This is a genomic window from Flavobacterium sp. B183 (assembly GCF_023539155.1).
Taxonomy (GTDB): domain Bacteria; phylum Bacteroidota; class Bacteroidia; order Flavobacteriales; family Flavobacteriaceae; genus Flavobacterium; species Flavobacterium tructae.
This window is the reverse complement of record NZ_CP097434.1, coordinates 2,751,703-2,774,742: the sequence shown is the minus strand read 5'-3', so window position 1 is coordinate 2,774,742 and position 23,040 is coordinate 2,751,703. Positions and strand designations below refer to the sequence as shown.

Sequence of the window (23,040 nt, the reverse complement as noted above, 5' to 3'; positions counted from 1 at the left end):
ATAATGAAAGCAATTCCCCGAGTAAAAGCATTTTTTTTAAGAACAATATTCCTATTGTGTGTACTAGTTTTTGTTTCGTCCTGTAAAAAAAACTACCCAGTAGCAACTTCTTTAAAAAATGAGGCTTTTACCAAAAATGAAAAAGAAGAAATTGAAGCCTTTTTTTTTATCGCAGCGGCAAATGCAAGTCAAACTATTATTTCTAAAAGTCAAATTGCACAACAAAAAAGTTCTGACAATAACATACTGGAAGTAAGCAAACAAATCGAAATCAATCAAAATCAGCTCTTACAAGAGATCACAACTCTGGCCAATAAAAAGCTGATCATTATTACCGAAATCAATGCCACCCATAAGCGGGATTTATACGATTTAATTGATGCCAACGAAACCAATTTCAATGCGGCTTATCTGGATTCTATGAATGCCTCTTTAGAAGAAGAGATCAGATTGCTCGAATCGATTTCAAAGGAAACGAACGATCAGATTATTTTAGAAATGGTACTGCAATACCTGCCAAAACAATATGAGTTTGTCAGAGAAATTCAAAAATCAAGAATAGTAATCTAAACGCCTGTATACGCTATTATTAACTAAACTATCTAACTATGAAAATGTACCCAAATTTTTTATGCGCCTTAACCCTTTTCTTAACAGCATCGTTTGGAATGCTGCACGCTCAGAACAATAATGTAAATCCTGAGTATGGAATCAAAGGAGGGTTCAACATGTCGAATTTGTATTCTAGTGATGCCAATGACGAAAACATATTATACGGTTTCAATGCCGGTCTTTACGCCACTTTACCCATCTCTGATTTCATTGCTATTCAGCCTGAAATCCTATTCACTACAAAAGGAGCCAAATTGGAATACAATAACGCTCTTGCCAGCGGAGATTCAAAATTCAGACTCAACTACATCGAAGTTCCTTTATTGGTTAGAGTAAATATCACCAGAAACTTTAACGTTCATGCTGGTGGTTACGCCTCTTATTTGGTAAGCTCAAAAGTAACTGGCAGAGGTGACTTTAACTTCGAACAAGAAATTGACACCAATGACCTGAACAAGTTTGACGCCGGTTTATCTGCGGGAGTTGGAGTCGACTTTGACCCAATAAGCATCGGATTACGTTACAACTACGGGCTAACTACTATTGGAAAAGAAAGAACGGTAGCCGGAACAACATACACTTTTCCGGATGCCAAAAACAGCAACCTTACTTTATACCTTTCGTATAAGTTAAACTAAGAAAACGATTCAATTAAACCTAAATACAAAAATCATGTCAAATCTACTATACACAATCGCGTTGGTACTGGTCATTCTTTGGGCATTGGGCTTTTTTGTTTACAGCCTTGGAAGTATCATTCATATTTTATTGGTCATTGCAGTTATTGCCATATTATTGAGGCTCATTAAAGGCCGTGAAATTTAATAAACACTATTAAGCACTATATATTAATTACTAAATCGAATATTATGAAAACGAGCACCACAATTTTAGGAATATTAGGAGCCGCAGCAGCGGGAGCAGTTTTAGGAGTTTTATTTGCACCGGACAAAGGATCAAATACCAGAAAAAAAATATCAGACAAGTCTAAAGACTACGGAGATAATATAAAAACCAAATTTGACGGAATCGTTAGTACTATTAAGTCAAACGGGAAAGAAATTATTGAAGAGGGAAAAGCAAAATTCAGCCAGGCAAAAGAGGACTTCAACACCCTTAAGGACGAAGCCAAAGCGGTAAAATCGAACTATTAAAAGGTGAAATTTAAATCCTAAACACCCCCTTTATTATGGAATCAAATGCAACAACAAACGAGAACTTAAATCTTTACGAGAAAGCAGAGAACTATACCAAAACGAGTTTAGAATTAATCAAACTCAAAACGGTATCAGCATCGGCAGATGTTTTATCAACATTGACCTCCAGGATCGCAGTTGGCGCTGTTGTTGCATTTTTTACTTTGTTCCTTAATATTGGAATCAGTTTATGGATTGGAAAAAAACTTGGAGAAAGCTATTACGGTTTTTTTATACTGGCCTTGTTTTACTTAATAGTCGCCATTGTACTGCACAAATCGCATCACAAGCTTATTAAAACCCCTATCGGAAACATGATTGTTTCGAGCATTTTAAAAGAAACAAAACAAGAAGTTCCTTGTGATTCAGGTCAATCAAAAAACTAAAAAAGACTGTCATGGAAACTATTTACACCCTTGATTCACTAGACCGGAAAATTCAGCTTTTAGAACACCAACAAAATGCCGAATGGTGTGCCATTAAAGACGAAATCGATGACATTAAAGAGCATTTAAAACCTCTTAACCTGATTCGTAGCACTGTTGAAGAAATCAACGAAACGGTTGGATTTAAGAGCGATCTTGCACAGTCGGCTATTAGTATCGGAATTGGTTATCTGGCCAAAAGATTTGTCGTTGGCAAAAGCACCTCGACTTTCAAAAACATCTTCGGATCGTTATTACAGCTTTTTGTTACCAATGTGGTTTCGAAATCGGGGAATTCCTAAGATACTGAGGCTCTGAGATGCTAAGATTCTAAGATCTGTGACCTATATTTTAGGTTCAAAGGGACAAAGGTTTTTTGGATGTGTTTACATCCTCCACAAAAAATGCTGAGAGATTTAGAAAACCTAATTTTCGGCCTAAATCACACAAAATTATTTCATTCTACAGCAACCGTTTTCAAGCTGTAATCCATATAAACAATAAAAAAAGGAGTGTTTCAAAAACAATGAAACACTCCTTTTTTATATATCTATTTTCAGAAACCTTTATATCTCTGCACCTAAAACCTTAGAAACTTAGCGTCTCAGAATCTTAGTATCTTAGAACACCTCCGACGCTTCCTTCAGTTTCTCCATATTGTTTACCAATTGAAGCTCGGCAACAATTTTCTGAATATCACCATTCATGATGTTTCCTAAATCGTATAATGTTAGTCCCACACGATGATCGGTTACACGACCTTGTGCGTAGTTGTACGTACGAATCTTAGCCGAACGGTCACCCGAACTTACCTGAGAACTACGTTTTGTAGCGTCTTCCTCTTGTTTTTTAGCCAATTCCATTTCGTACAAACGAGAACGTAAAACCGTTAACGCTTTATCTTTATTTTTATGCTGTGATTTCTGATCCTGACATTGCGCCACCAATCCTGTAGGAATGTGCGTTAAACGTACGGCCGATTTCGTCGTATTTACCGACTGTCCTCCAGGTCCTGACGAACAGAAGAAATCTACACGAACGTCGTTCATATCGATTTGTACATCAAACTCTTCCGCTTCCGGTAAAACCATTACCGTTGCTGCCGAAGTATGCACACGACCTTGAGTTTCGGTTTGCGGAACACGTTGTACACGGTGCACACCAGCTTCAAATTTCAGGGTTCCGTACACATCTTCTCCGGTAACTTCAAAAATAACCTCTTTGAAACCTCCCGAAGTACCTTCGTTCATATCCACCACAGAAGTTCTCCAACCTTGTGACTCGCAGTATTTAGTATACATTCTGAATAAATCCCCTGCAAAAATACTTGCTTCGTCCCCACCCGTTCCGGCGCGAATCTCCACCATGACATTTTTAGCATCTTCAGGATCTTTAGGAATCAACATAAATTTGATTTCCTCCTCCAGTTGCGGCAAGCGTTCTTTTGCTTCGTCCAATTGCATTTTGGCCATTTCAACCATATCTGCATCGCTTCCGTCAGCAATAATTTCGTTTGCTTCGTCAATATTCGCTAAAACAAGAATGTATTCTTCTCTTTTTTCAACCAAAGCTTTGATGCTTTTATATTCCTGGTTGAGTTGCACATAACGCTTTTGATCAGCAATAACATCCGGCTGAATAATCAAATCCGAAATCTCATCAAAACGCTGCTTTACATATTGAAGTCTATCTAACATTTTCTAATTCCTTTTATTGGACCGCAAAATTACAAAATTTTTACCGAAAATTCTAGTATTGATTTTTTAGGTTTTTTGAGATTGAAATTTAGTCGAATCAGGATGGTTTTTAGGAGCTTGTTCCTGCTATCCGCTGTATCTTTTTAGGCAGAACTTTTATGGTTTAATTTTAGAAATTTCCGTTTGCCTAAAAAGGATGCCGCTGCTATCAGGGCTAGGGGTTTTAGATTTATTAAGGTGTTTATGGATTTCCGTAAAATTACTGAATGTAAAAGACTTAGTTTTAACAAAAATAAAATCAGGTGTTTTCACTTGGTGATTAATTTAAAATAAAAACGATGTTTGTCATTTGCGAAGACTTAATTCAAAAACATCAATTTTAAGAAAAAATATAAATTAACTAAAATTTAAAAAACTAGTTTATGAGTGGATCAGGAGGAGGTGGATATCAACCACCACAACGAACTAAATTTGATTGTTATACAAGTATTATCACAAATACTGTTTCTTCTTTAAATATCAAAGTACTTGAAAAGCGTAAAATAGGAGATCTTTTAGAAATTGTACTTGGGAAAAATGAATCTTTGTTATTGGAAGATGGAGATGGAGAAATACTGGGAGCTATTCTTCATTTAAATACCCCAGATATAATTGACTGCATTAAAAATGGATCATTATATAAAGCAGAAATATTAAGTATAAATTCACCTGCATGTCGTGTGCAAATAACAAGGAAATAAATATGATAACAGTTGTTGGTGGAACTTATCGAGAAATCGATTATGATGATATTTCAATCGAAATTTATGGCTCTGGTTTTCGCGCAACAAAATTTCTTCTAGAAAATGACTGCAATGCACATTTTGAAACTGTAGGAAACAGTAATATCATTGGATATCTTAATGAAAATAAAAAAGTTTACAATGGGTTTACTTTTGAATGTAAAGAATGTGATGAAATAATAACATTTAAATATAGCTTTTCTCTAGACCAGCCAACTATATTTCCGCATTTGCTTACTATACAAAAAGCTGAGCAAATAAACATAAAGTCTGAAAATCTTATTGCCTTTGGTATGTTAGAAACAGATTTTACATTATCTGGAAATAAAGTTGTTTATGACCCACAAACCCCTATAAAACCTAAAAAATTTAGTGAATTTGGTAAAGCTGAAGAACTTGTATATATAGTTAATAAAAATGAGGCATCATCCATCGCTTTTTCTAAAGATATTGAAGAAATCAAAAACTACTTTTTTAATTCGGAACAAGCAAAAGCATTTATTATAAAAAATGGACCATTTGGAGCAACTTTATATTTGAAAGGTAAGGAAGTAAAAATTCCTTCTTACATTACTAATAATGTAAATAAAATCGGTTCTGGTGATATATTCACAGCAAGCTTTGGCTATTATTGGATGATGAAAGGTTTATCATTAGAAGATTCAGCCATATATGCATCCCGATCGACGGCAATTTATTGTGATAAAAAAGTATATGTTGAAACATCAACCTTAGATGTTTTTAATTATCCAGAATTTAACAACCCAGCGTTTTCAGAAAAGCAAGTTTATTTAGCATCTCCATTTTTCTCAATTGCGGAACTTATTTTGATCGATAAGATACGTTTTGCTTTTTTATCTTTTGGAATTAAAGTTTTCTCACCATTTCATGATATTGGCTTAGGCGAAGATGCAATTATAGCCAAAAAAGATCTAGAAGGTATCGAGAATTCTGATATAATTTTTTGTGTTTTAGATAACCTTGATTCAGGTACATTAATTGAATCCGGCTATTCATTGGCTAAAGGAAAAAAAATGATTGGATATCATAGAACTTGTGATGATGATAAACTTTTAATGCTCAAACCAGCCAATATTCATTTTTATCAACATCTAACAACTGCAATCTATCAAACAATATGGAATCTATAAAAAAGGCGCTTTTATTATCCGGTGGAGTTGATTCAATATGCTTAGCATATAATCTCAAGCCTGATATTGCTTATACAATTGATTATGGTCAAACAGTTGCTGAGAGAGAAATTTATGTTTCTGATTTTGTTTGTCAAAAATTAGGAATTCAACATAAAGTAATTAGAGTTGATTGTAAAAACCTAGGAACCGGTACTTTAGCAAACTCAGAAAATTTAAGTATTTCGCCTTCTGAAGAATGGTGGCCATTTAGAAATCAGCTATTAATTACTTTAGCTTCTATGCAAGGGATAAAAGACGGTATTTCTGAACTCTATTTGGCATCAGTAAAATCAGATAATTTTCATAAGGATGGGACAGAGGTTTTTTATAAGTTATCCGATAAACTTGTCTCTTTTCAAGAAGGAAAAATTCGTGTATTATGTCCAACCTTGGATTTTTTTAGCCATGAGCTAGTAAATAAATTTAATGTCCCTTTGGAATTATTAAGTATTGCTCACTCTTGTCATATCTCAAATATTGCTTGTGGAAAGTGTTCCGGTTGCATAAAGCAACTTAAAGTTAGGTATGAAATTAATCTGGAATAAAAAAACATTGTACCATCAGTATTTACACGAGCGAGACGCTCGGGACAGCAAGGAAAAAAATAATAGTAATAGGCTGTTAGAATATGTAAATACTAGTAAAACTTGATAAAATACTTTTAATCAAAAGACAAAATATGGCATTTCCAATAGAAAAAAAATTAGTCGTCGGTGTTTCATCCAATGCTCTTTTCAATCTTCAGATTGAAGATGAAATTTTTGATAAAAAAGGAATAATCGAATACAGAAAATATCAAAAAGAGAATAAATTGGTTTTACTTGAAAAAGGTCCAGCTTTTCCATTTATCAAAAGGTTCTTAGAAATTAACAAGCATTATACTGAAGAGCAACCAGTTGAAGTTGTACTATTATCAAAAAATAGCCCCGAAACAGGAATAAGAATTTTCAATTCAATAAAACATTTTGAGTTGGATATTTCTAGAGCCGCATTTACTTCTGGTAAATCACCATTTGAATATATACCCGCTTATAATATTTCATTGTTTTTATCTACAAATGATTTAGATGTTCATAATTCAATAAATGCTGGATTTCCAGCAGGTAAGTACATAAACAGTAATGTCGAAGATTCTGACGAAGATATTGAATTAAGAGTTGCTTTTGATTTCGATGGGGTAATAGCAGATGATAACTCGGAGGCAGTGTACAAACAAAGTAAAAAATTAAAAGATTTTCATGATTATGAATTAGCCCATATAACAGAGCCTCATGAACCTGGTCCTTTAGCTGATTTTTTTAAAAAATTAGCATTCTTTCAAAAATTAGAAACTAAAAAAGAAAACAATTCTACAGGTTATAAAAAAATATTGAGAACAAGTATAATAACCGCAAGAAATGCACCTTCCCATGAAAGAGCAATCAACACGTTAACAAGCTGGGGAGTAACTGTTGACGAGTTATTTTTAATGGGAGGAGTTGATAAAAGTAGAATATTAAATGTCGTAAAGCCGCATATTTACTTTGATGACCAACTAGTTCATCTAAATAAAGAAGCTACTAAAATACCATTAGTACATATTCCATTTGGAATTGCTAATAAATAAAAAACTCTAATTCCTTCGCTAACGCGAGCAGAGAAACCCTAAAATAAACTTCAATTAAAAAACAAACCACTATGAAACATTTTCTTATACTTTCTTTTTTATTCGTTTTCAATATCAATTTTGCACAAGAAGCCAAAATAAAAAAGGAAAAATGGCATTGGAACAATGGGCCCAAACAAGATACCGTTATTGGTTATGCTCAGGTTTTAAAAGTGGACAATGTGCTTTACATTTCGGGGGCTGTAACGACAGAATTAACTCCGGCAGGTATCACAACAGTCTATAACGATTTAAAAGCTTCACTAGCGAGTTATGGTGCTACATTTGCCAATGTTGTAAAAGAAAATCTATATACAACAGATATTGAAACCATGAAAAAGTACAACAACGTTAGAAAAAAATTCTACAATGGTGACTTTCCTGCAGCTACATGGGTACAAATAGCGCAATTATACATGCCAACCGCAAAATTAGAGGTTGAATTGGTTGCACATTTACCAAAATAATTGGATTCAATTGGCTATAACCACAAAGCTTGTCATTTCGACGTGAGGAGAAATCTCCACGAGGAGCTCGACAAAGATTAAGTTTTCGTTGCGGAGTTACTTACGAAGATTTCTCCTCACGTCGAAATGACATAAAATGAGAAAAAAATCTTTGGACACTTTGCGTACTTCCTTTTCTAGTCTTCTCTTGAAAAGAGTTTGCTTCTTTACACTTCATCCTAAAAAGATTTACAGGAATTTTTTGCTGTGACAAAATGAAAACAAAAAATTATTTTGTCACGCTTTCTGTAACAAAATAAAAATAAATCAAAATTTGTTACAACTTCTGTAACAAAATGAAAATAAATTAAAAATTGTTACAACTTTTGTGGCAAAACAAAAATGCGCAAAAGTCTCCAAAAGACATTTGCGCATTCTTACTATAAAAATTCTCTTTCGAGACTATTACTTTCCTTTCAGTACTTTCTCTAAATATTCGACTTTTTCCTTTTCGGCTTTCACCAATTCTTTTTCAGCCTGAACCAAACGTTCGTAAAGTTCAACTACTTTATCTAAAGGGTTGAAAGTACATTCATTATTAAATGTTCCATTTCCAAAACTACTATTCGAAACTGTTTCATTAAAAGTATTGAAATAATTAAAAACTGCTTCTTCCGAAAAATTTTTAATCGCTTCTACAGTTACCCCCAGTGCCTTTGCCACTGCTATTAGTTTTTCGTCGTCAATAGTTTCGCTGTTTTCCATAATCGAAACAGCTTGCTGGTTGGTTCCTAAAGCCTGTGCCAAAGCTTCCTGCTTCATGTCTTTCAGTTCACGAATACGGCTGATTTTTCGCCCTATGTGATTTGGTTTTGTTGCTGTACTCATAATTCAAAGATATTTAAAATTCTTTTAAAAAATAATGATCTGTAAAAAACAGAATTGTTTCGGTAAGATACTGTTTTAACCACTTATTAAACGGTGATTAAAAATACGCTTTTTCTTACATGATTCGCCAATGTGTTTTGTTTTTATTGTACTAAAAATGCATCAACAAAATAAAGAACCAGCGGTACGGAACCTATAAAGACGGTAAATAGGTGTCGTTCCTATGGAACTTTGCAAAACGAAAATCCTTTTTTCAACGGATTAAAATCCGTTGCTACAAAATATTTCATTCCTAGCGGAATTAAAATTATGCAAAAAGACAGGCCTAAAACTCCTGCATGCAAAGAAATTTAAAGACACATTATCAAGGTAAAGAGCCATAGGATCGACCAATATTGTAGGGTTGGATTTTTAATCCAATTTGAATATATGAGGTTACAATAAAGAACCAGCGGTTCGAAACATATAAAAAACGGCAAATAGGTGTCGTTCCTATGGAACTTTATAAAACGAAAATCTTTTTTTCAACGGATTAAAATCCGTTGCTACAAAATATTTCATTCCTAGCGGAATTAAAATTATGCATAAAAGACTGGCCTAAAACTCCTGCCTGCAAAGAAATTTAAAGACACATTATCAAGGTAAAGAGCCATAGGCTCGTCCAATATTGTAGGGTTGGATTTTAATCCAATTTGAATATTATGAGGTTACAATAGAGAACCAGCGGTTCGAAACATATAAAAAACGGCAAATAGGTGTCGTTCCTATGGAACTTTATAAAACGGAAATCCTTTTTTAAACGGATTAAAATCCGTTGCTACAAAATATTTCATTCCTAGCGGAATTAAAATTATGTAAAAGGACAGGTCTAAAACTCCTGCCTGCAAAGAAATTTAAAGACACATTATCAAGGTAAAGAGCCATAGGCTCGACTAATATTGTAGGGTTGGATTTTAATCCAATTTGAATATATGCGGTTACAAAAGAACCAGCGGTTCGAAACATATAAAAAACGATAAATATGTACCGTTCCTATGGAACTTTACAAAACGGAAATCCTTTTTTCAACGGATTAAAATCCGTTGCTACAAAATGAACCATTCCTAGCAGAATTAAAATTATGCAAAAAGACAGGCGTAAAACTCCTTGTCTGCAAAGGAATTAAAAACACACCCAAATAAACTTAGAAATTTTCTTTCTTTTAAAACAAAATGTAAGTTTATTTTTATATATTTGAGTTCTTCGCAAAAACAAACTTTCCGCACTATATACCCCGATTTACTAACTATTAAAAGCCAATAATCATGGGAAAGCTATTTAAATACGCCTTAGCGTTTGTTTTTCTTGCCTTGACAGGTTGCGAAAAAGATTCAAATGAACAACTTGAAACCAAAACAGAATCAGCAGTTCCTTTTGAAAAGAAACTTATAAATGCCAATGAACTTCCGGCTGACATTCAAAATTACATCAATACAGATGATGCAGAAAATAGCGCTAAGTCCGGTAATGTTGAAACTTTAAACGAGCCAATATTTATGATGCATGACATTGTAAGTATGACCGATAACAAAAACATCACCAATTACAGTATTAGTTTCTTTTATCCCGACACTCCAGAAAATGTGTATTACAATCTTGTTATAAATGTACTTCCAACAGGAGAAAGTAAAAAATACATTTTTAAATACATTTGTAACCCAAAGGATTTTGAAAATTTTAAAGCACACCGTTTTGATTTCAAATATTTCGATGGCACCACCGAGATAAGTCAGGTTAGCAATCCTACTACAGGAAAATTTACCTCGAAGTCCAGTGCCGGAGATGATCCATGTGCTAAAATCTTTGTTCCTTCACCTTCAGATCCAAAAAGCAATCCGGCCGCAGGAGGTGGAAGCGGTAATGGAGGAAATCTTCCATCAGGAGGATTCAATACAAGCGTTCCGGGATACAACTCCCCTCCAAGCAGTGGCGGTTATAAAGGCGGCGGTGATGGCAGTTCCGGTCATGATCATTCTAACTGTTATGGCAGCAACGGACAATATTGGTATTATGCCGGTGATGTTCGTCCACCACATCCCCATACTTCAAAAAGTGCCGGACCTTGTCCCGAAGTAACTCCTCCTACCGAATATGTACCTGTAAATACAATGCCACTGATTAAAATCTTAGGTGCTCAGCTAAGCTTATCTATAGCTCAAATCGCTTTTTTAAGAAATCGTCCTGACACTATGAATATCATAGGTAGTTATTTGAATTCAAATAATTTCTCCGATGAAGCTAAAAGTTTTTCGAAAGAAATGATTGACATCGTTAAACAAGATGCCACAGTAGATAATAATGCGCTCGTTTTTACTTTAAGCGCCAAAGCTCAAAACAAGATTAATAATGATTTAGATGATTCTTTTTTGTTGTCTGTAGATCAATACATAGATATAGATGTTGCAAACTATCTTTCCAGTGACCCGGGAGGAATATTAGCAATGCATTTCTCTATTGAATGTGCAGTTTTAAGAGCCAATCATCCTGATTGGAGTACTGCAAAAATATATTGGGAAGCCTCGAAAGGATTTATCCATCTGTCGCTTGATGCATTAGGTTTAGTACCTGTTTTTGGAGAAGCCGCTGATTTAGTTAATGGAACTTTGTATCTTATTGAAGGGGACGGTGTTAATGCTACTCTAAGCATTGCGAGTGCAGTTCCTATTGCAGGCTGGGCAGCTGTATCTACTAAGTACGCTATTAAGTTTAGACAAGCAACTAATCTTACCTCCAAAGTAAAATTAATCTGGAGAAAATTACCGGATGGAACCGTATACTTTGGCAGTGATAAATATTGTCGAAGTCAATTAAGACAAATTTTAGGGTTAGCAGTTGGAAATTTAAAGCAAGCACACCATATAATCCCAATAAATTTGCAGAATAATTCAATCATTCAAAAGGCGGCTAAATCTGGAGAGGCTTTTCATTTGAATGATGCATTAAATGGAATACCTTTGGATAAAGCAATTCATAATGGAAGTCATGGTAACTATGATGATTTAATTAAAAATAGATTACTTAAATTCGAAAAAACAAATCCAACCGCAACTCCTAATCAATGTTATGATGAAATCAATAAAATAATTGACCTAATTAGAACCACTATTAAAAACAATCCTAATGTACCTATTAATCAATTAAATTTTTAACCATGAAATATTATGCTATACGAGGAACATCAGATCGAAAAATATTAGGACACTATCCACAGGTAAAGAATATTATTTATAATTGTGATGTCTGGGATAATCCTTTGTTTATTGGTCAATTCCATTATGAAAAAATTAATATTATACCAATAGTAGCTAATCCCGTACTGTTCTCTAAATCAAAATTAACAGATTTAATCAATACAATGTCAGCTATTGGTTTTTCTTCTAAAGAATTAATTAGTGGAAAGTTAAAATCAATTTTAGAAAATTATATAACGCAGGTACAATTTTTTCAATGCTCAATTTTCAAGGATGAAGCAGAACATTCTGATTATTGGTTATTAAATATATACAAATTTAATCATGAGTATATTGATTTTGAAAACAGTATTATTTATTATGAAAAAAATTACCGAAATCCTTATACACAAGAATTCAGCCATTCGGAGAAGGGCGAATTACAAGTGAAAAATTTGCAAGAATTTATGATGTATATTGAACAGGCAAAAACTACAATTGATTCTCCCATAGACTTAATTGAAATTAAAAAATTAGCTTTAAAACAAAATATACAAGATGATTTTTTTGCTTTAAAATATGGATCTGGAGATACTTATTTTATATCTGAAAAACTTAAAAAGGAAATCGAAGACGCAGGTTGCACAGGCCTTGAATTCAAACCTGCAGAATTATCCTTAACTGAATGGCTTCATGGAGGAGAACGAGAAAAAATATATGGCAAAGCATAAATAAACATACAAACCAACAATCATTCAAATTGTGAAAACAGAAAACTTGATGATCTGGTCATGCAGATTTATTAAATAATAATGCAACATGTAGAAATACATACCACCCAATGCTATGAAGCCGTAAATGACATAATCGATAAAGTGAGGATAGCAATAACAAACAATCCTAGCACACCTATTAATCAACTAAATTTTTAAAAATGAAATATTATTTTATAAACAATTCATTAAATAATAAAATTGTAGGCGATTATAATCAAGTTCAAGGAGCTCAGCATCATTGTGACATCTGGGAAGACCCAAACTTTATTGATAAAATTGATTTCATTAAGATTGACTTTCAGCCAATTATATCTAATGCGATTCTTAGTAGAAAAGCAAAACTAACGGATTTAATAAATGCGCAAACCACGGGGTTTAGCTTAAGGTTACTTATTAGTAGTAAATTAAAAGATATACTTGAAAAATATTCTAAAGAAAAAGGTCAATTTTTTAGATCCCCTGTTATATATCAAAATAAAAGCATAGATGGCTATTGGATTTTTCACCCTCACTTCTTTGAATCAAATTCTATAGATTATCTAGGCTCAAAAATTTTAATTAGAAAAAGAAAGTCAGATGGCGGTACATTTCTAGAAAAGATTAAAGTAGAAAATGATGACGATTTTAAAATTCAAAATCTCTTAAAAAACGAAGATGATTATATTTATATATCTAATTTAAAAATAAAAAAAGATTTTCATCCTGATTTTTTCCTTTTATCAAACACAGAAGGGGGTATTGGATACATTGTTTCTGAAAACCTCAAAAAAGAGATAGAAGATGCCAGTTGTACAGGTATAGAATTTCAACCAGTAGAATTATCCATAACTGAATGGCTGCATGGAGGAGAACGAGAAAAAATATACGGTAAAGCCTGATAACACAAATAATATCAAATAAGAGCGCAATTAAATAGAACTTTTTGGTGTTTTAAAACTGCTTTTTCAGATAGTTATTACACTGGACGAAGTCTCCCGACTTCGTCCAGTGTAGCCTTTAATAATATTTTTAAGTCCTTGAAGACTCAAAAAGAACAGAAAAAAGTTCTAAATATAACCGACTCAAATATCCAGATCCAGCCTCGACAGCAACACAGCTTAGAACATTCTTTTATACAAAATTACAAAGAGGAATGGCTGAATATGGAAGAACTATTAGCACATCTCCCCTCTGCTGGCGCGAGCGTCTTGCTCTTGAACACTTGGAAAATAACCTAAAAAGAATATTGCTCAATCAGGATTGTGAAAATTGATCCAAAAGTTCAATTACGGATTTCCGTAAAATAACTGAATCATAAGAAGTTAGTTTTGGATAAATATTTAATTCTAAAACCAACTACCATGAGTAAAAAATCAATTAATGTTACAGACCTTTTCCTGGCAATACTTGCCTTTTTATTAATCAGTGTCAGTTTTTATCAAACCTGGCTTGGATTAGATCAAATTTTTGGTCCGGCATCTTTTATAATCGCTTTGGTCCTATCGCTTTTACTATTGTTTTTAGTTTGGATGATCCGATCTGCAAAAGCAAATGGTAAATCAACTTCCAGCTATGTGGGTATTTACATCTTCATAGCCTCGTTTTGTTTCATTGCCAATTTTAATGCTTTGTATACCAGATTTATGAAAACGGACATTTATACTACCGAATTGAGAGATATCAACGAACGTTTCAATAATCTGGAAGCCGACATTCAGTCCAAATTAAGTTATAAATACAATCGGGAGACTTCGCAAAACATTGAAATCAAGAAAAAACAAATGATGGAGCAAATTAAAGATCCCGGAAATAAAGGAATTGGAACAAGAGCACAAACCTTAATAAGAGATATAGAAGGATTAACAGGACAAAATGTTGATCTTCTGACTCCTGTTGCCAATGATTATGATGATTTGGCAGAACGAATGGGACGCCAGATCGACAATATGATTTCTGATCTTTCTCCGGAAGAAAAAGCTTTAAAAACGGATGTAAACAATGCCGCCCTAAAATGGAATAAAAGGATTCAGGATTTATTACTCCTTTCTAAAAAAGAAAAGGATGATATCTCTCAAGGTTTAATTGATGAATCATTGGCCGAGTACAATAAACTGGGAAATCGCGCTCATACCGTGCTAGGCGATACTAAATTTAAGTTTACACCTGAAATTTCAAAAACACAAGATGTTGGAAAAATAGGTTTTGCTTTTGACCATGCCATTAAAAACTTTGGAATGTATCAATTTGTAGTATTAATGGGCTGTATTTTATTAGATTTTGTTATTGTTATCATAGTCTTATTAGCGACTACAAGCAATGAAAACAGCAACAATAGTTCGAGTGTCTTTAGTGGAAACAAAAGAAGTGGTAAAGTATTAATTGCAAAAAACTAAACTGAAATGAGCAGCGAGATCAAAAATCTGAAACCATTGTCTTTTGATGACGAAAAATTGAAACCTATTTCATTTGAAACAAAAAATGAAGTAAAACCTGACTTTGTTCCATTGGCAAATGCTAATACAAATGATATTAAAAATAAAGACAGCAATTTTGTTTTCTTTTTTGGTGTTGGAGAATCTGGTAAATCAGTTATTCTGTCTTCAATGCTTTATTATTTAAGTTCGCATGCCGGGGTTTTGCGTCCAAAACTAGGAACTCCCAATTCAAAAGAAGCGCAGGTTTTATTGTCTGATTTTTTTGAAAACATCAGACAAGGAATCTTACCAAACAGAACAACCCGCGATCAGGTAACCCGATTAGATTTAATATTTGAACCTAATAATAAATCTAAAAAAGTGCCATCTATCAATTTAACTTTTTTAGAAACTTCCGGAGAGAATCACAAAGATATCAGCAAAGGCGGCACATATCACAGTAGCATCGAAGCTTATTTGAATGCAAACATACCGCTTACTTTTATCATTGTAACCAGTTTTGACAATGCACATCTGGAAGATACTTTAATAAACGAATTTCTTGATGAACTGGAAAGAAAAGGGAAAAATTTAAAATCAATAAATGTGATTTTAGTGATTTCTAAATGGGACAAATCAGGCCGAACAGATGTATCTAATGAAAATGAATTAGAAAATTTCATTAACGAAAGACTTCCCAGAACCAATAACCGAATGAATTCATATGAATTAAATAAAACCTATTTCACCATTGGCAGCATAGAAAACAACGGAAACGGAGAAAGGATAACGCTATTAAATTTAGCGCAGGCTGAAGTCTTATCTAATTGGCTTTACGAAAGTATTATAGGATATTCGTTAGATTATGAAGGCACTTTCTGGGAACGTTTAAAATTTAGCTTCTAAAACAAATGACACAAAACATATACTTGTTGGCCTTTGGTACATTTGGAAATCCGTACGGCTTCAGACAGACATTTTTTAAAATGGGAAATGAAAATGTTGCAAAATCAATCAAAACGTTTGATTTAAATACAAATGCCATAAAACTATTTGAGAACAGCTCCCTATACGCTATACGCAAAGAGTCGGCAAATGGATTAAACTCAATTTCATATTCAAAATATTCGTTTGCAAAAGAGAAGAATTCCGATAGAGGAGGAACTTTTATAGGGGCAAGTATTCTTTTTACAAATGAAATTGCAGAAGAAAATGTTACTATCAATAAATTAAATGAATTTCATAAAATACTAGTTAGTAAAAACATTGAAGACAAAACCCTGATGGTTAATCATTCGGATAATTTTACTGTAGATCTGCCTCAAGACTTTGATAAACTTAGTTATAATCTTAAAAGTTTTAACGAACCATCCAGCTTTTATGCGTCAAATTCTAATCTGGTTGTGTACTCTAAAATAAATATTGATAAACTACAGCATAACTTTAAAAAGTCTTTAGAGCTATTAAACCGTTTTGATATCATATTTTTTACGGATAATGAAGAAATTGCAAGCTTCAGTCACGGTAAAGGTCTCTATAGAACGACTAACGAAGAAGGATTTGATAATGAAATACAAATTGCAAAAGAAGAAAAAAAGAAACAATTACAGTTAATTCTAAATGATTACGAAAAAGAAATTTCTGAACTCGAAGAAAACAAGATAATCTCTATCAAGAAACTTAAAGAAAGTATCGAACAAAATGTGCGATTACACCAGGAAAACGGCAGAAAAATTGAAGAATCTAAAAAACAGATTACTGCTACTGAAAATAAATACGCTGAGTTTTCAAAAAAAATAAGAGAGGCTATAAATTTCATCAAATCGAATAGAAAAATTGACGAAGTAAAATCATTTCATCAGGAAAACAAACGTGAGTTTCTCAACTTTATTAATGAAAATACTAAACCGCAATATTTGAATCAATTGAATAATGTACAGCCAAAAACCAACATAACAACCCAATACCAATCAGGCTATGATTTTCTGCAACCGAATGATACATTTCAAACGAGAGGATCAGAAAAGACAAGGAAAACGTATAAAATTTTCAAACCGCTGTCTATTTTGTTTTTCGCTTTATGGATTTTAACCTTGCTTTATTTTTTATTTTCTGTCGAAATTTTAGAAATGCTAAGAATGAATTAATCTATAAACCTTATTTTACTTTTTTCTTGAGCCAAAAATTACATTATCACAGTAAAGAGCCAAAAAAGACAACGATTCAGAACCTATAAAAACGGCAAATAGGTGTCGTTTCTACGGAACTTTTAAAAACAAACTTTTTCTTTTCAACGGATTAAAATCCGTTGCTACACCATATTTCATTTCTACGGAATTAAAGCATGCGACTTCTCATGATTTTTTTAATAAGAAATTATAGAGATAATGATTAAACTGTTTTGCTTATTGACATTAATTTATATTCTTTGCATACACAATCGGGATGCTGAAACCAAAGCTCTCAGTAGGATTTCCGCATTTTAAATCCTATAGTAAACAGTTAATACCATCAATAAAATAAACATGAAAAAACATTTTTTAACCAGCCTAGCATTATTTAGTTTCATTTTGACAGCTAATGCACAATGGAGCGGAACAACCTTTATTTATACAGATCTTTCTGTGGGTATTGGAACAAGTTCTGTCACTTCTCCTTTAACGATTAGCAAACCGACATGGAATTTAATCCCTACCGTTGAAATAAAACACATTTCCGGGAATTTTGGTTGCGACGGCTGTTTAAATGTAGCGCAAAAAATTTCAGTTTTAGACGATCAGGGAATTAATAAAAGTAATATTGGCCTTTGGGTAACTGCTAAAAATGCAGCAAATAATTATGCCGCAATATTTGAAAATGGATACGTTGGCATCGGAACAACTACCCCTACCGCAAAACTGCACATAAACAACGGTGTCAATTCCGATGCTGCCGTATTAGCAACCAGTTCAGAAGATAATAAATTGGTAGTTAGTAGTGGTGTAACTCAACCTATAAATGTACCAACCTTTACAATAACTCAAGAATTCGCAAACAATCGAAATAATGGTTATATAAGTTTTCATAGAGGACATTCTGTATATGGTGGCTTTTTAACATTTGGAGCTTCCGGAAAGGAGAGGCTTCGAATAGACAGTGACGGGAATATAGGAATTGGAATAGCATCTCCTTTATATAAATTGGATGTTTGCGGAACAATAAGAGCAAGAGAAGTAAAAGTTGATTTACAAGGAACCTGCATCCCTGACTTTGTATTCAAAAAAGAGTACAAATTAATGACTTTAAACGAACTTGAAAAATTTGTAACAACCAACCATCATCTTCCTGAAATTGCACCTGAAAAGGAAATGCTTGAAAATGGGCTCAATATGAAAGATTTTCAAATGAAATTGTTACAGAAAATGGAAGAAATGACACTCTATATTATCGATCAAAATAAAAAGAATGAGAAGCAGGAACAAGAAATAAAATTACTCAAAGCCGAAATTAAGAAAATAAAATCAGCTAAAAAGTAAGCCTCCTTATTTAGCAACTCTATTTCCGGCTCTGCGAAGTCTTAAATTTTCAAAGCCATGTGACTTCGTAAAGTAAATATAAACTCGTAACCTTCGAACAACATAATTTTAATCCAATTTAAATAGGTACGTTTATAAAAAGAATCAGCGGTTCGGCACCTGTAAAGATGATAAATAGGTGTCGTTCCTATGGAACTTTGGAAACCCAAAATCTTTTCTTCAACGGATTAAAATTCGTTGCTACAAATGAATCATTCCTAGCGGAATTAAATTGATACGACAGCGAGAGCGCGATGCACACATTGTAAGAGAAAAAACCTAAAGAGGCGGAGAAACATTTTCATTATGGAATAATTTTTGTCTAACCAATTGAAATATCAATTTAAAACAACCATGGAAAATAAAATAACTGTACCAAAACCCTGTAATGAAAACTGGAACTCAATGTCACCCCATAAAAATGGTAGATTTTGTGGTTCGTGTAGTAAAACTGTAGTTGATTTTACAAAAATGAATACCTCCGAAATTCAGAACTATTTGGTTGAAAATTCAAGTAGAGAAAATATCTGTGGCTATTTTAAATCTACTCAAATAGAAACTGAAAAAAATACGAAATACGATCATTTAAAAAATCGATTTAACCGAATTAGAATCAAACCCATTAAAAAAATGGCTTTATTTTCTTTGAGTTTAGTTTTCTCCCTAACCAGTTGTATGGGAAAAGCTATGGTAAATGGTGAAACTGCCGTAATCGATAATGACACAATAAATGAAACCAAAGTAACTAAGCCGGAAGATACCATAAAACCAAAAGATTCTATAAAAACCGAAAACATTCGGTTAAAAGAAAAAAACACATCATCAAGGTAAAGAGCCATAGGCTCGGCCAATATTGTAGGGTTGGATTTTAATCCAATTTGAACATGTACGTTTATAAAAAAGAACCAGCGGTTCGACATCTATAAAGACGATAAATAGGTGTCGTTCCTATGGAACTTTGCAAAACGAAAATCCTTTTTTTCAACGGATTGAAATCCGTTGCTACACAATATTTCATTCCTAACGGAATTAATATTATGCAACGGCACATTCCATATTTTTTTGCTCAACGATCTGCATGTCAATTATTTTTTGAGCGACTGTACCTCTTTCAAACAAACGAATGAATTTGAAAACAGCACTCACAAAATATCCCGGGTTTGAAACTAAACGGGCTATTTCTGTTATTCTCACATCTCTTTCATGCGTACAGGCCACTCTTTTATCCTCGGGAACCGCTACAAATTCATTGGCAAATTTCCAGGCACCGTCTCTGGCAGTTTCCATACTAAAATCAATAAAAAAGGTATCTGCTTTGCCTGTTAATTTTAATATCCAGGTAAGCGTTGGCCAAATTTTAATCAAACACTTTTCTACGCTTCCTACGAGACTGCTTAAAATGGTATTTATTTTATCGAAATCAGCTTTTAAACTTCCTATATCTTCAACCGTACTGATCTCTGCGGCGGCTATACCTAAGTCCAGGTTGATATGAGCATTCATTCCGAGTAATAGGTGTTGCAGTACTATTGGCCAAAATTTTTCGGCTTGTTCAAAGGCAAAACCCCAACATTCCGATGGTTTTTCTTTGGCTTTATATTCGTAATAGGCCTTTAGATACCGATTGGCAAAAATGACATCCAATTTTTCCATTCGCTCTCCATTTTGAAAGGCTCCATTTTGAATACCTTCTTTTACCTTCACCGTCACTTCACGGTATAGTGTTGCAAATAAACCTATATTACTCTGTTCTATTTTTGATAACTCGATTATTTCATCTAATAGCTGAATGACTTCACCTATAGTTGCAGCTTGTTTCACACTCATGGTAGTTGACTTTGGTTGAATTAGTTACAAGCGAATATAATTATTTTAATCGTTAAAAAAAGGAATATTTTGAAGAATTATCTTGTTATTTATTCTGTTTTACTTTAAAAACCAATCCACTAACTAAATGAATACTTCTTCGCTCGAAATGACTCATCCAAATCAGCCGTCGACAAAAGTATCTCACTCCGCAAAGTCTTTCTCATAAAATATAATTCTCCTTCTTGAATCCACAAATCTTTAGTACAAATTCATTTTCAAAAATTCTGCTTCTGTTCACCATCAAAAGCAATTGTTAAAACAAATTAGTCCTTCAGACTCTAATCGCAAACTTTTTCTTATTTTTGATTTTATAAGAATCACATTTTCAACAGTATACCACACTTAAAAATGTAGATTTCAAAAACAATTTCATCATCATCAAAAAAAGTAAATTATGATTAAAAAAAACGTATTATCCGTTTTAGTTGTTTTGGCTGTTCTTTTAAGTTCGTGCAAACAGGAGCCAAAAGAAACACCTGCTCCATTGATTGACGTAAAAACATTCTTTAAAAATGGAGAAAAAAGCACCTTCCGAATTTCGCCCGATGGAAATTATTTTAGTTATCGTGCCGATTATAAAGGAAAATCAAACATTTTTGTTCAGAAAGTAGGCGAACAAAAGGCCGTTCGCGTTACCAACGATACTTTGCGAAGTATTTCCGGTTATTTCTGGAAAGGCGACAGAATTGTATATGCACAAGACATAGGCGGAGACGAAAATTTCCAGCTATTTTCGGTAAAAGCAGATGGAAAGGATTTAAAAGCACTAACCCCTTTCCCGGGTGTAAGAAGCGATATTACAGACGCGCTCATTGATATTAAAGGGAAAGAAAAAGAACTCATCGTACAGATCAACAAAAGAGTAAAAGAATATTTTGATCCTTATCTTCTTAATGTCGAAACAGGAACACTAACACTACTTTACGACAACAAAGAAAACTTCGATGGCTGGTTTACAGACAACAATGGTATAATTCGTCTGGCTTCAAAAACCGATGGCGTAAACATTACCTGGAACTACCGAAATTCAGAAAAAGAGCCTTTTACTCCTTTAGTTACAACCACTTTCAAAGATATTTTTACGCCTGCTTCTTTCGATAAAAACAATAAAAATATCTACGCGCTTAGCAATATTGGAAAAGACAAAGTAATCTTGGTTGAATACGATCCTGTTAGCAAGAAAAATGTAAAAGAATTATTTTCTGACCCAAATTACGATCTAAGTACTCTTGATTACGACAGAAAAAAGCAGGTCTTAACTTCTGTTGGCTGGGAAGCAGAAAAACAGGAAAAACACTTTTTTGATAAAGACTGGGAAACCATTCAAAACAATCTTGAAAAGAAACTGGAAGGCTACGAAACCGAGATTGTAAGTTATGATGATGCCCGAACCAAAGCTATTGCCTGGGCGGGGAACGACCGAACTCCCGGGAAATTTTATCTGTATGATTTTAAAACTGCAGAAATTAAAGAAGTCGCAAATCCATATCCCTGGATTGAGGAAAAACAAATGAGCCACATCAAACCTGTTACTTATAAATCGAGAGACGGTCTGGAAATTCATGGTTATCTAACACTTCCCCTTGGAATTGAGCCTAAAAACCTGCCTGTTGTTATCAATCCGCATGGTGGGCCTTGGGCAAGAGACGGCTGGTATTACAATCCGGAGGTTCAGTTTTTAGCGAATCGCGGTTATGCTGTTTTACAAATGAATTTCAGAGGAAGTACAGGCTACGGAAAGAAATTTTGGGAAGCAAGTTTTAAACAATGGGGAAAAACAATGCAGGACGATATTACAGATGGTGTGGAATGGCTGAAAAAAGAAGGCATTGCCGATGAAAAACGAATTGCTATTTATGGTGGTAGTTACGGCGGTTATGCAACTCTTGCAGGGGTTGCCTTTACACCCGATTTGTATGCCGCAGCGGTAGATTATGTTGGTGTAAGTAACCTGTTTACGTTTATGAATACGATTCCGCCTTATTGGAAGCCTTACTTAGATCAATTTCACGAAATGGTAGGCGATCCTAAAAAAGACAGTTTACTGCTTGCATCGACATCACCGGCTTTACACGCCGACAAAATAAAAACACCTTTATTTGTAGCACAGGGAGCTAACGATCCGAGGGTAAACAAAGCCGAAAGCGATCAGATGGTTGAAGCCTTAAAAAAACGCGGTGTCACTGTAGAATATATGGTGAAAAATGATGAAGGACATGGTTTCCATAATCAGAACAATCGTTATGATTTTTATGGTGCAATGGAAAAATTCCTTGACAAACATTTGAAAAAGGCGAAATAATCGATAACTGAAAATCTAAAAAGCGGCAAGAATTTTTTTGCCGCTTTTTTAAT

Annotated in this window: 23 protein-coding genes; 20 read left to right on the top strand and 3 right to left on the bottom strand. The window is 33.6% G+C overall.

Annotated features, from left to right (window positions below):
• The first annotated feature begins 3 nt into the window (after positions 1–3).
• From M4I44_RS11780 to M4I44_RS11755, 6 genes are read left to right on the top strand one after another with little or no spacing between them, the layout of a single operon-like run.
• Entirely contained in the window at positions 4–570 is a 567-nt protein-coding gene (locus M4I44_RS11780) for a DUF4142 domain-containing protein (protein WP_249964821.1), read from the top strand.
• Between the two features lie 38 nt (positions 571–608).
• The gene (locus tag M4I44_RS11775; RefSeq protein WP_070906926.1) at positions 609–1,250 is read left to right on the top strand and encodes a porin family protein; all 642 of its coding nucleotides are present in this window, start codon (positions 609–611) and stop codon (positions 1,248–1,250) included.
• Between the two features lie 34 nt (positions 1,251–1,284).
• On the top strand, positions 1,285–1,437 hold the full coding sequence (locus tag M4I44_RS11770; RefSeq protein WP_123923494.1) for a lmo0937 family membrane protein: 153 nt from the start codon (positions 1,285–1,287) through the stop codon (positions 1,435–1,437).
• Between the two features lie 44 nt (positions 1,438–1,481).
• Positions 1,482–1,766 (top strand): YtxH domain-containing protein, encoded by a 285-nt coding sequence (locus M4I44_RS11765; protein WP_017498545.1) that lies wholly within the window; start codon positions 1,482–1,484, stop codon positions 1,764–1,766.
• Positions 1,767–1,801: 35 nt separating this feature from the next.
• Positions 1,802–2,194 carry a hypothetical protein gene (locus M4I44_RS11760; RefSeq protein WP_089077881.1) on the top strand — a complete coding sequence of 131 codons (393 nt, stop codon included), beginning with the start codon at positions 1,802–1,804 and terminating at the stop codon, positions 2,192–2,194.
• An 11-nt stretch (positions 2,195–2,205) separates the two neighbouring features.
• Positions 2,206–2,535, top strand: a complete 330-nt coding sequence (locus tag M4I44_RS11755) for a hypothetical protein (RefSeq protein ID WP_249964820.1) — start codon at positions 2,206–2,208, stop codon at positions 2,533–2,535.
• Between the two features lie 318 nt (positions 2,536–2,853).
• Here M4I44_RS11755 and prfA read toward each other — a convergent pair whose 3' ends face one another.
• Complete coding sequence (prfA, locus tag M4I44_RS11750; protein WP_017498542.1) at positions 2,854–3,930, bottom strand: peptide chain release factor 1; 1,077 nt, start codon at positions 3,928–3,930, stop codon at positions 2,854–2,856.
• A gap of 422 nt (positions 3,931–4,352) precedes the next feature.
• On the opposite strand from prfA, the gene M4I44_RS11745 reads away from it, so the two are divergent.
• The 5 genes from M4I44_RS11745 to M4I44_RS11725 all read left to right on the top strand — a co-directional run bounded on the left by M4I44_RS11745 (position 4,353) and on the right by M4I44_RS11725 (position 8,017).
• On the top strand, positions 4,353–4,670 hold the full coding sequence (locus M4I44_RS11745; protein WP_249964819.1) for a hypothetical protein: 318 nt from the start codon (positions 4,353–4,355) through the stop codon (positions 4,668–4,670).
• A gap of 2 nt (positions 4,671–4,672) precedes the next feature.
• Complete coding sequence (locus M4I44_RS11740; protein WP_249964818.1) at positions 4,673–5,863, top strand: PfkB family carbohydrate kinase; 1,191 nt, start codon at positions 4,673–4,675, stop codon at positions 5,861–5,863.
• Positions 5,851–6,450: a 7-cyano-7-deazaguanine synthase gene (locus M4I44_RS11735; protein WP_249964817.1), complete on the top strand. Its 600-nt coding sequence runs from the start codon at positions 5,851–5,853 to the stop codon at positions 6,448–6,450. The genes M4I44_RS11740 and M4I44_RS11735 overlap by 13 nt, the downstream gene beginning before the upstream one ends.
• 134 nt (positions 6,451–6,584) lie before the next feature.
• A complete protein-coding gene (locus M4I44_RS11730) occupies positions 6,585–7,511 on the top strand; it encodes a 5'-nucleotidase (RefSeq protein ID WP_249964816.1) in 927 nt (308 codons plus the stop codon).
• Positions 7,512–7,582: 71 nt separating this feature from the next.
• The gene (locus tag M4I44_RS11725) at positions 7,583–8,017 is read left to right on the top strand and encodes a RidA family protein (RefSeq protein ID WP_249964815.1); all 435 of its coding nucleotides are present in this window, start codon (positions 7,583–7,585) and stop codon (positions 8,015–8,017) included.
• Between the two features lie 444 nt (positions 8,018–8,461).
• On the opposite strand, the gene M4I44_RS11720 is transcribed toward M4I44_RS11725, so the two are convergent.
• The gene (locus tag M4I44_RS11720) at positions 8,462–8,884 is read right to left on the bottom strand and encodes a helix-turn-helix domain-containing protein (protein WP_249964814.1); all 423 of its coding nucleotides are present in this window, start codon (positions 8,882–8,884) and stop codon (positions 8,462–8,464) included.
• A gap of 1,304 nt (positions 8,885–10,188) precedes the next feature.
• On the opposite strand from M4I44_RS11720, the gene M4I44_RS11715 reads away from it, so the two are divergent.
• The 8 genes from M4I44_RS11715 to M4I44_RS11680 all read left to right on the top strand — a co-directional run bounded on the left by M4I44_RS11715 (position 10,189) and on the right by M4I44_RS11680 (position 19,647).
• Positions 10,189–12,072, top strand: a complete 1,884-nt coding sequence (locus M4I44_RS11715; RefSeq protein WP_249964813.1) for an AHH domain-containing protein — start codon at positions 10,189–10,191, stop codon at positions 12,070–12,072.
• A gap of 2 nt (positions 12,073–12,074) precedes the next feature.
• The gene (locus M4I44_RS11710; RefSeq protein ID WP_249964812.1) at positions 12,075–12,824 is read left to right on the top strand and encodes an imm11 family protein; all 750 of its coding nucleotides are present in this window, start codon (positions 12,075–12,077) and stop codon (positions 12,822–12,824) included.
• A gap of 203 nt (positions 12,825–13,027) precedes the next feature.
• Positions 13,028–13,747 carry a hypothetical protein gene (locus M4I44_RS11705; protein WP_017498180.1) on the top strand — a complete coding sequence of 240 codons (720 nt, stop codon included), beginning with the start codon at positions 13,028–13,030 and terminating at the stop codon, positions 13,745–13,747.
• A 462-nt stretch (positions 13,748–14,209) separates the two neighbouring features.
• Entirely contained in the window at positions 14,210–15,241 is a 1,032-nt protein-coding gene (locus tag M4I44_RS11700; protein ID WP_017498181.1) for a hypothetical protein, read from the top strand.
• Positions 15,242–15,247: 6 nt separating this feature from the next.
• Positions 15,248–16,168 (top strand): hypothetical protein, encoded by a 921-nt coding sequence (locus M4I44_RS11695; protein WP_249964811.1) that lies wholly within the window; start codon positions 15,248–15,250, stop codon positions 16,166–16,168.
• Positions 16,169–16,173: 5 nt separating this feature from the next.
• Positions 16,174–17,409 (top strand): hypothetical protein, encoded by a 1,236-nt coding sequence (locus M4I44_RS11690; RefSeq protein WP_249964810.1) that lies wholly within the window; start codon positions 16,174–16,176, stop codon positions 17,407–17,409.
• A 378-nt stretch (positions 17,410–17,787) separates the two neighbouring features.
• Entirely contained in the window at positions 17,788–18,777 is a 990-nt protein-coding gene (locus tag M4I44_RS11685; protein ID WP_249964809.1) for a hypothetical protein, read from the top strand.
• 393 nt (positions 18,778–19,170) lie between these two features.
• Complete coding sequence (locus M4I44_RS11680; protein ID WP_249964808.1) at positions 19,171–19,647, top strand: hypothetical protein; 477 nt, start codon at positions 19,171–19,173, stop codon at positions 19,645–19,647.
• 204 nt (positions 19,648–19,851) lie between these two features.
• On the opposite strand, the gene M4I44_RS11675 is transcribed toward M4I44_RS11680, so the two are convergent.
• On the bottom strand, positions 19,852–20,643 hold the full coding sequence (locus M4I44_RS11675) for a DUF5995 family protein (RefSeq protein WP_249964807.1): 792 nt from the start codon (positions 20,641–20,643) through the stop codon (positions 19,852–19,854).
• Positions 20,644–21,079: 436 nt separating this feature from the next.
• Between M4I44_RS11675 and M4I44_RS11670 the strand changes: the two genes are divergently transcribed.
• Positions 21,080–22,987 carry a S9 family peptidase gene (locus M4I44_RS11670; protein WP_249964806.1) on the top strand — a complete coding sequence of 636 codons (1,908 nt, stop codon included), beginning with the start codon at positions 21,080–21,082 and terminating at the stop codon, positions 22,985–22,987.
• The last annotated feature ends 53 nt before the right edge of the window (positions 22,988–23,040 follow it).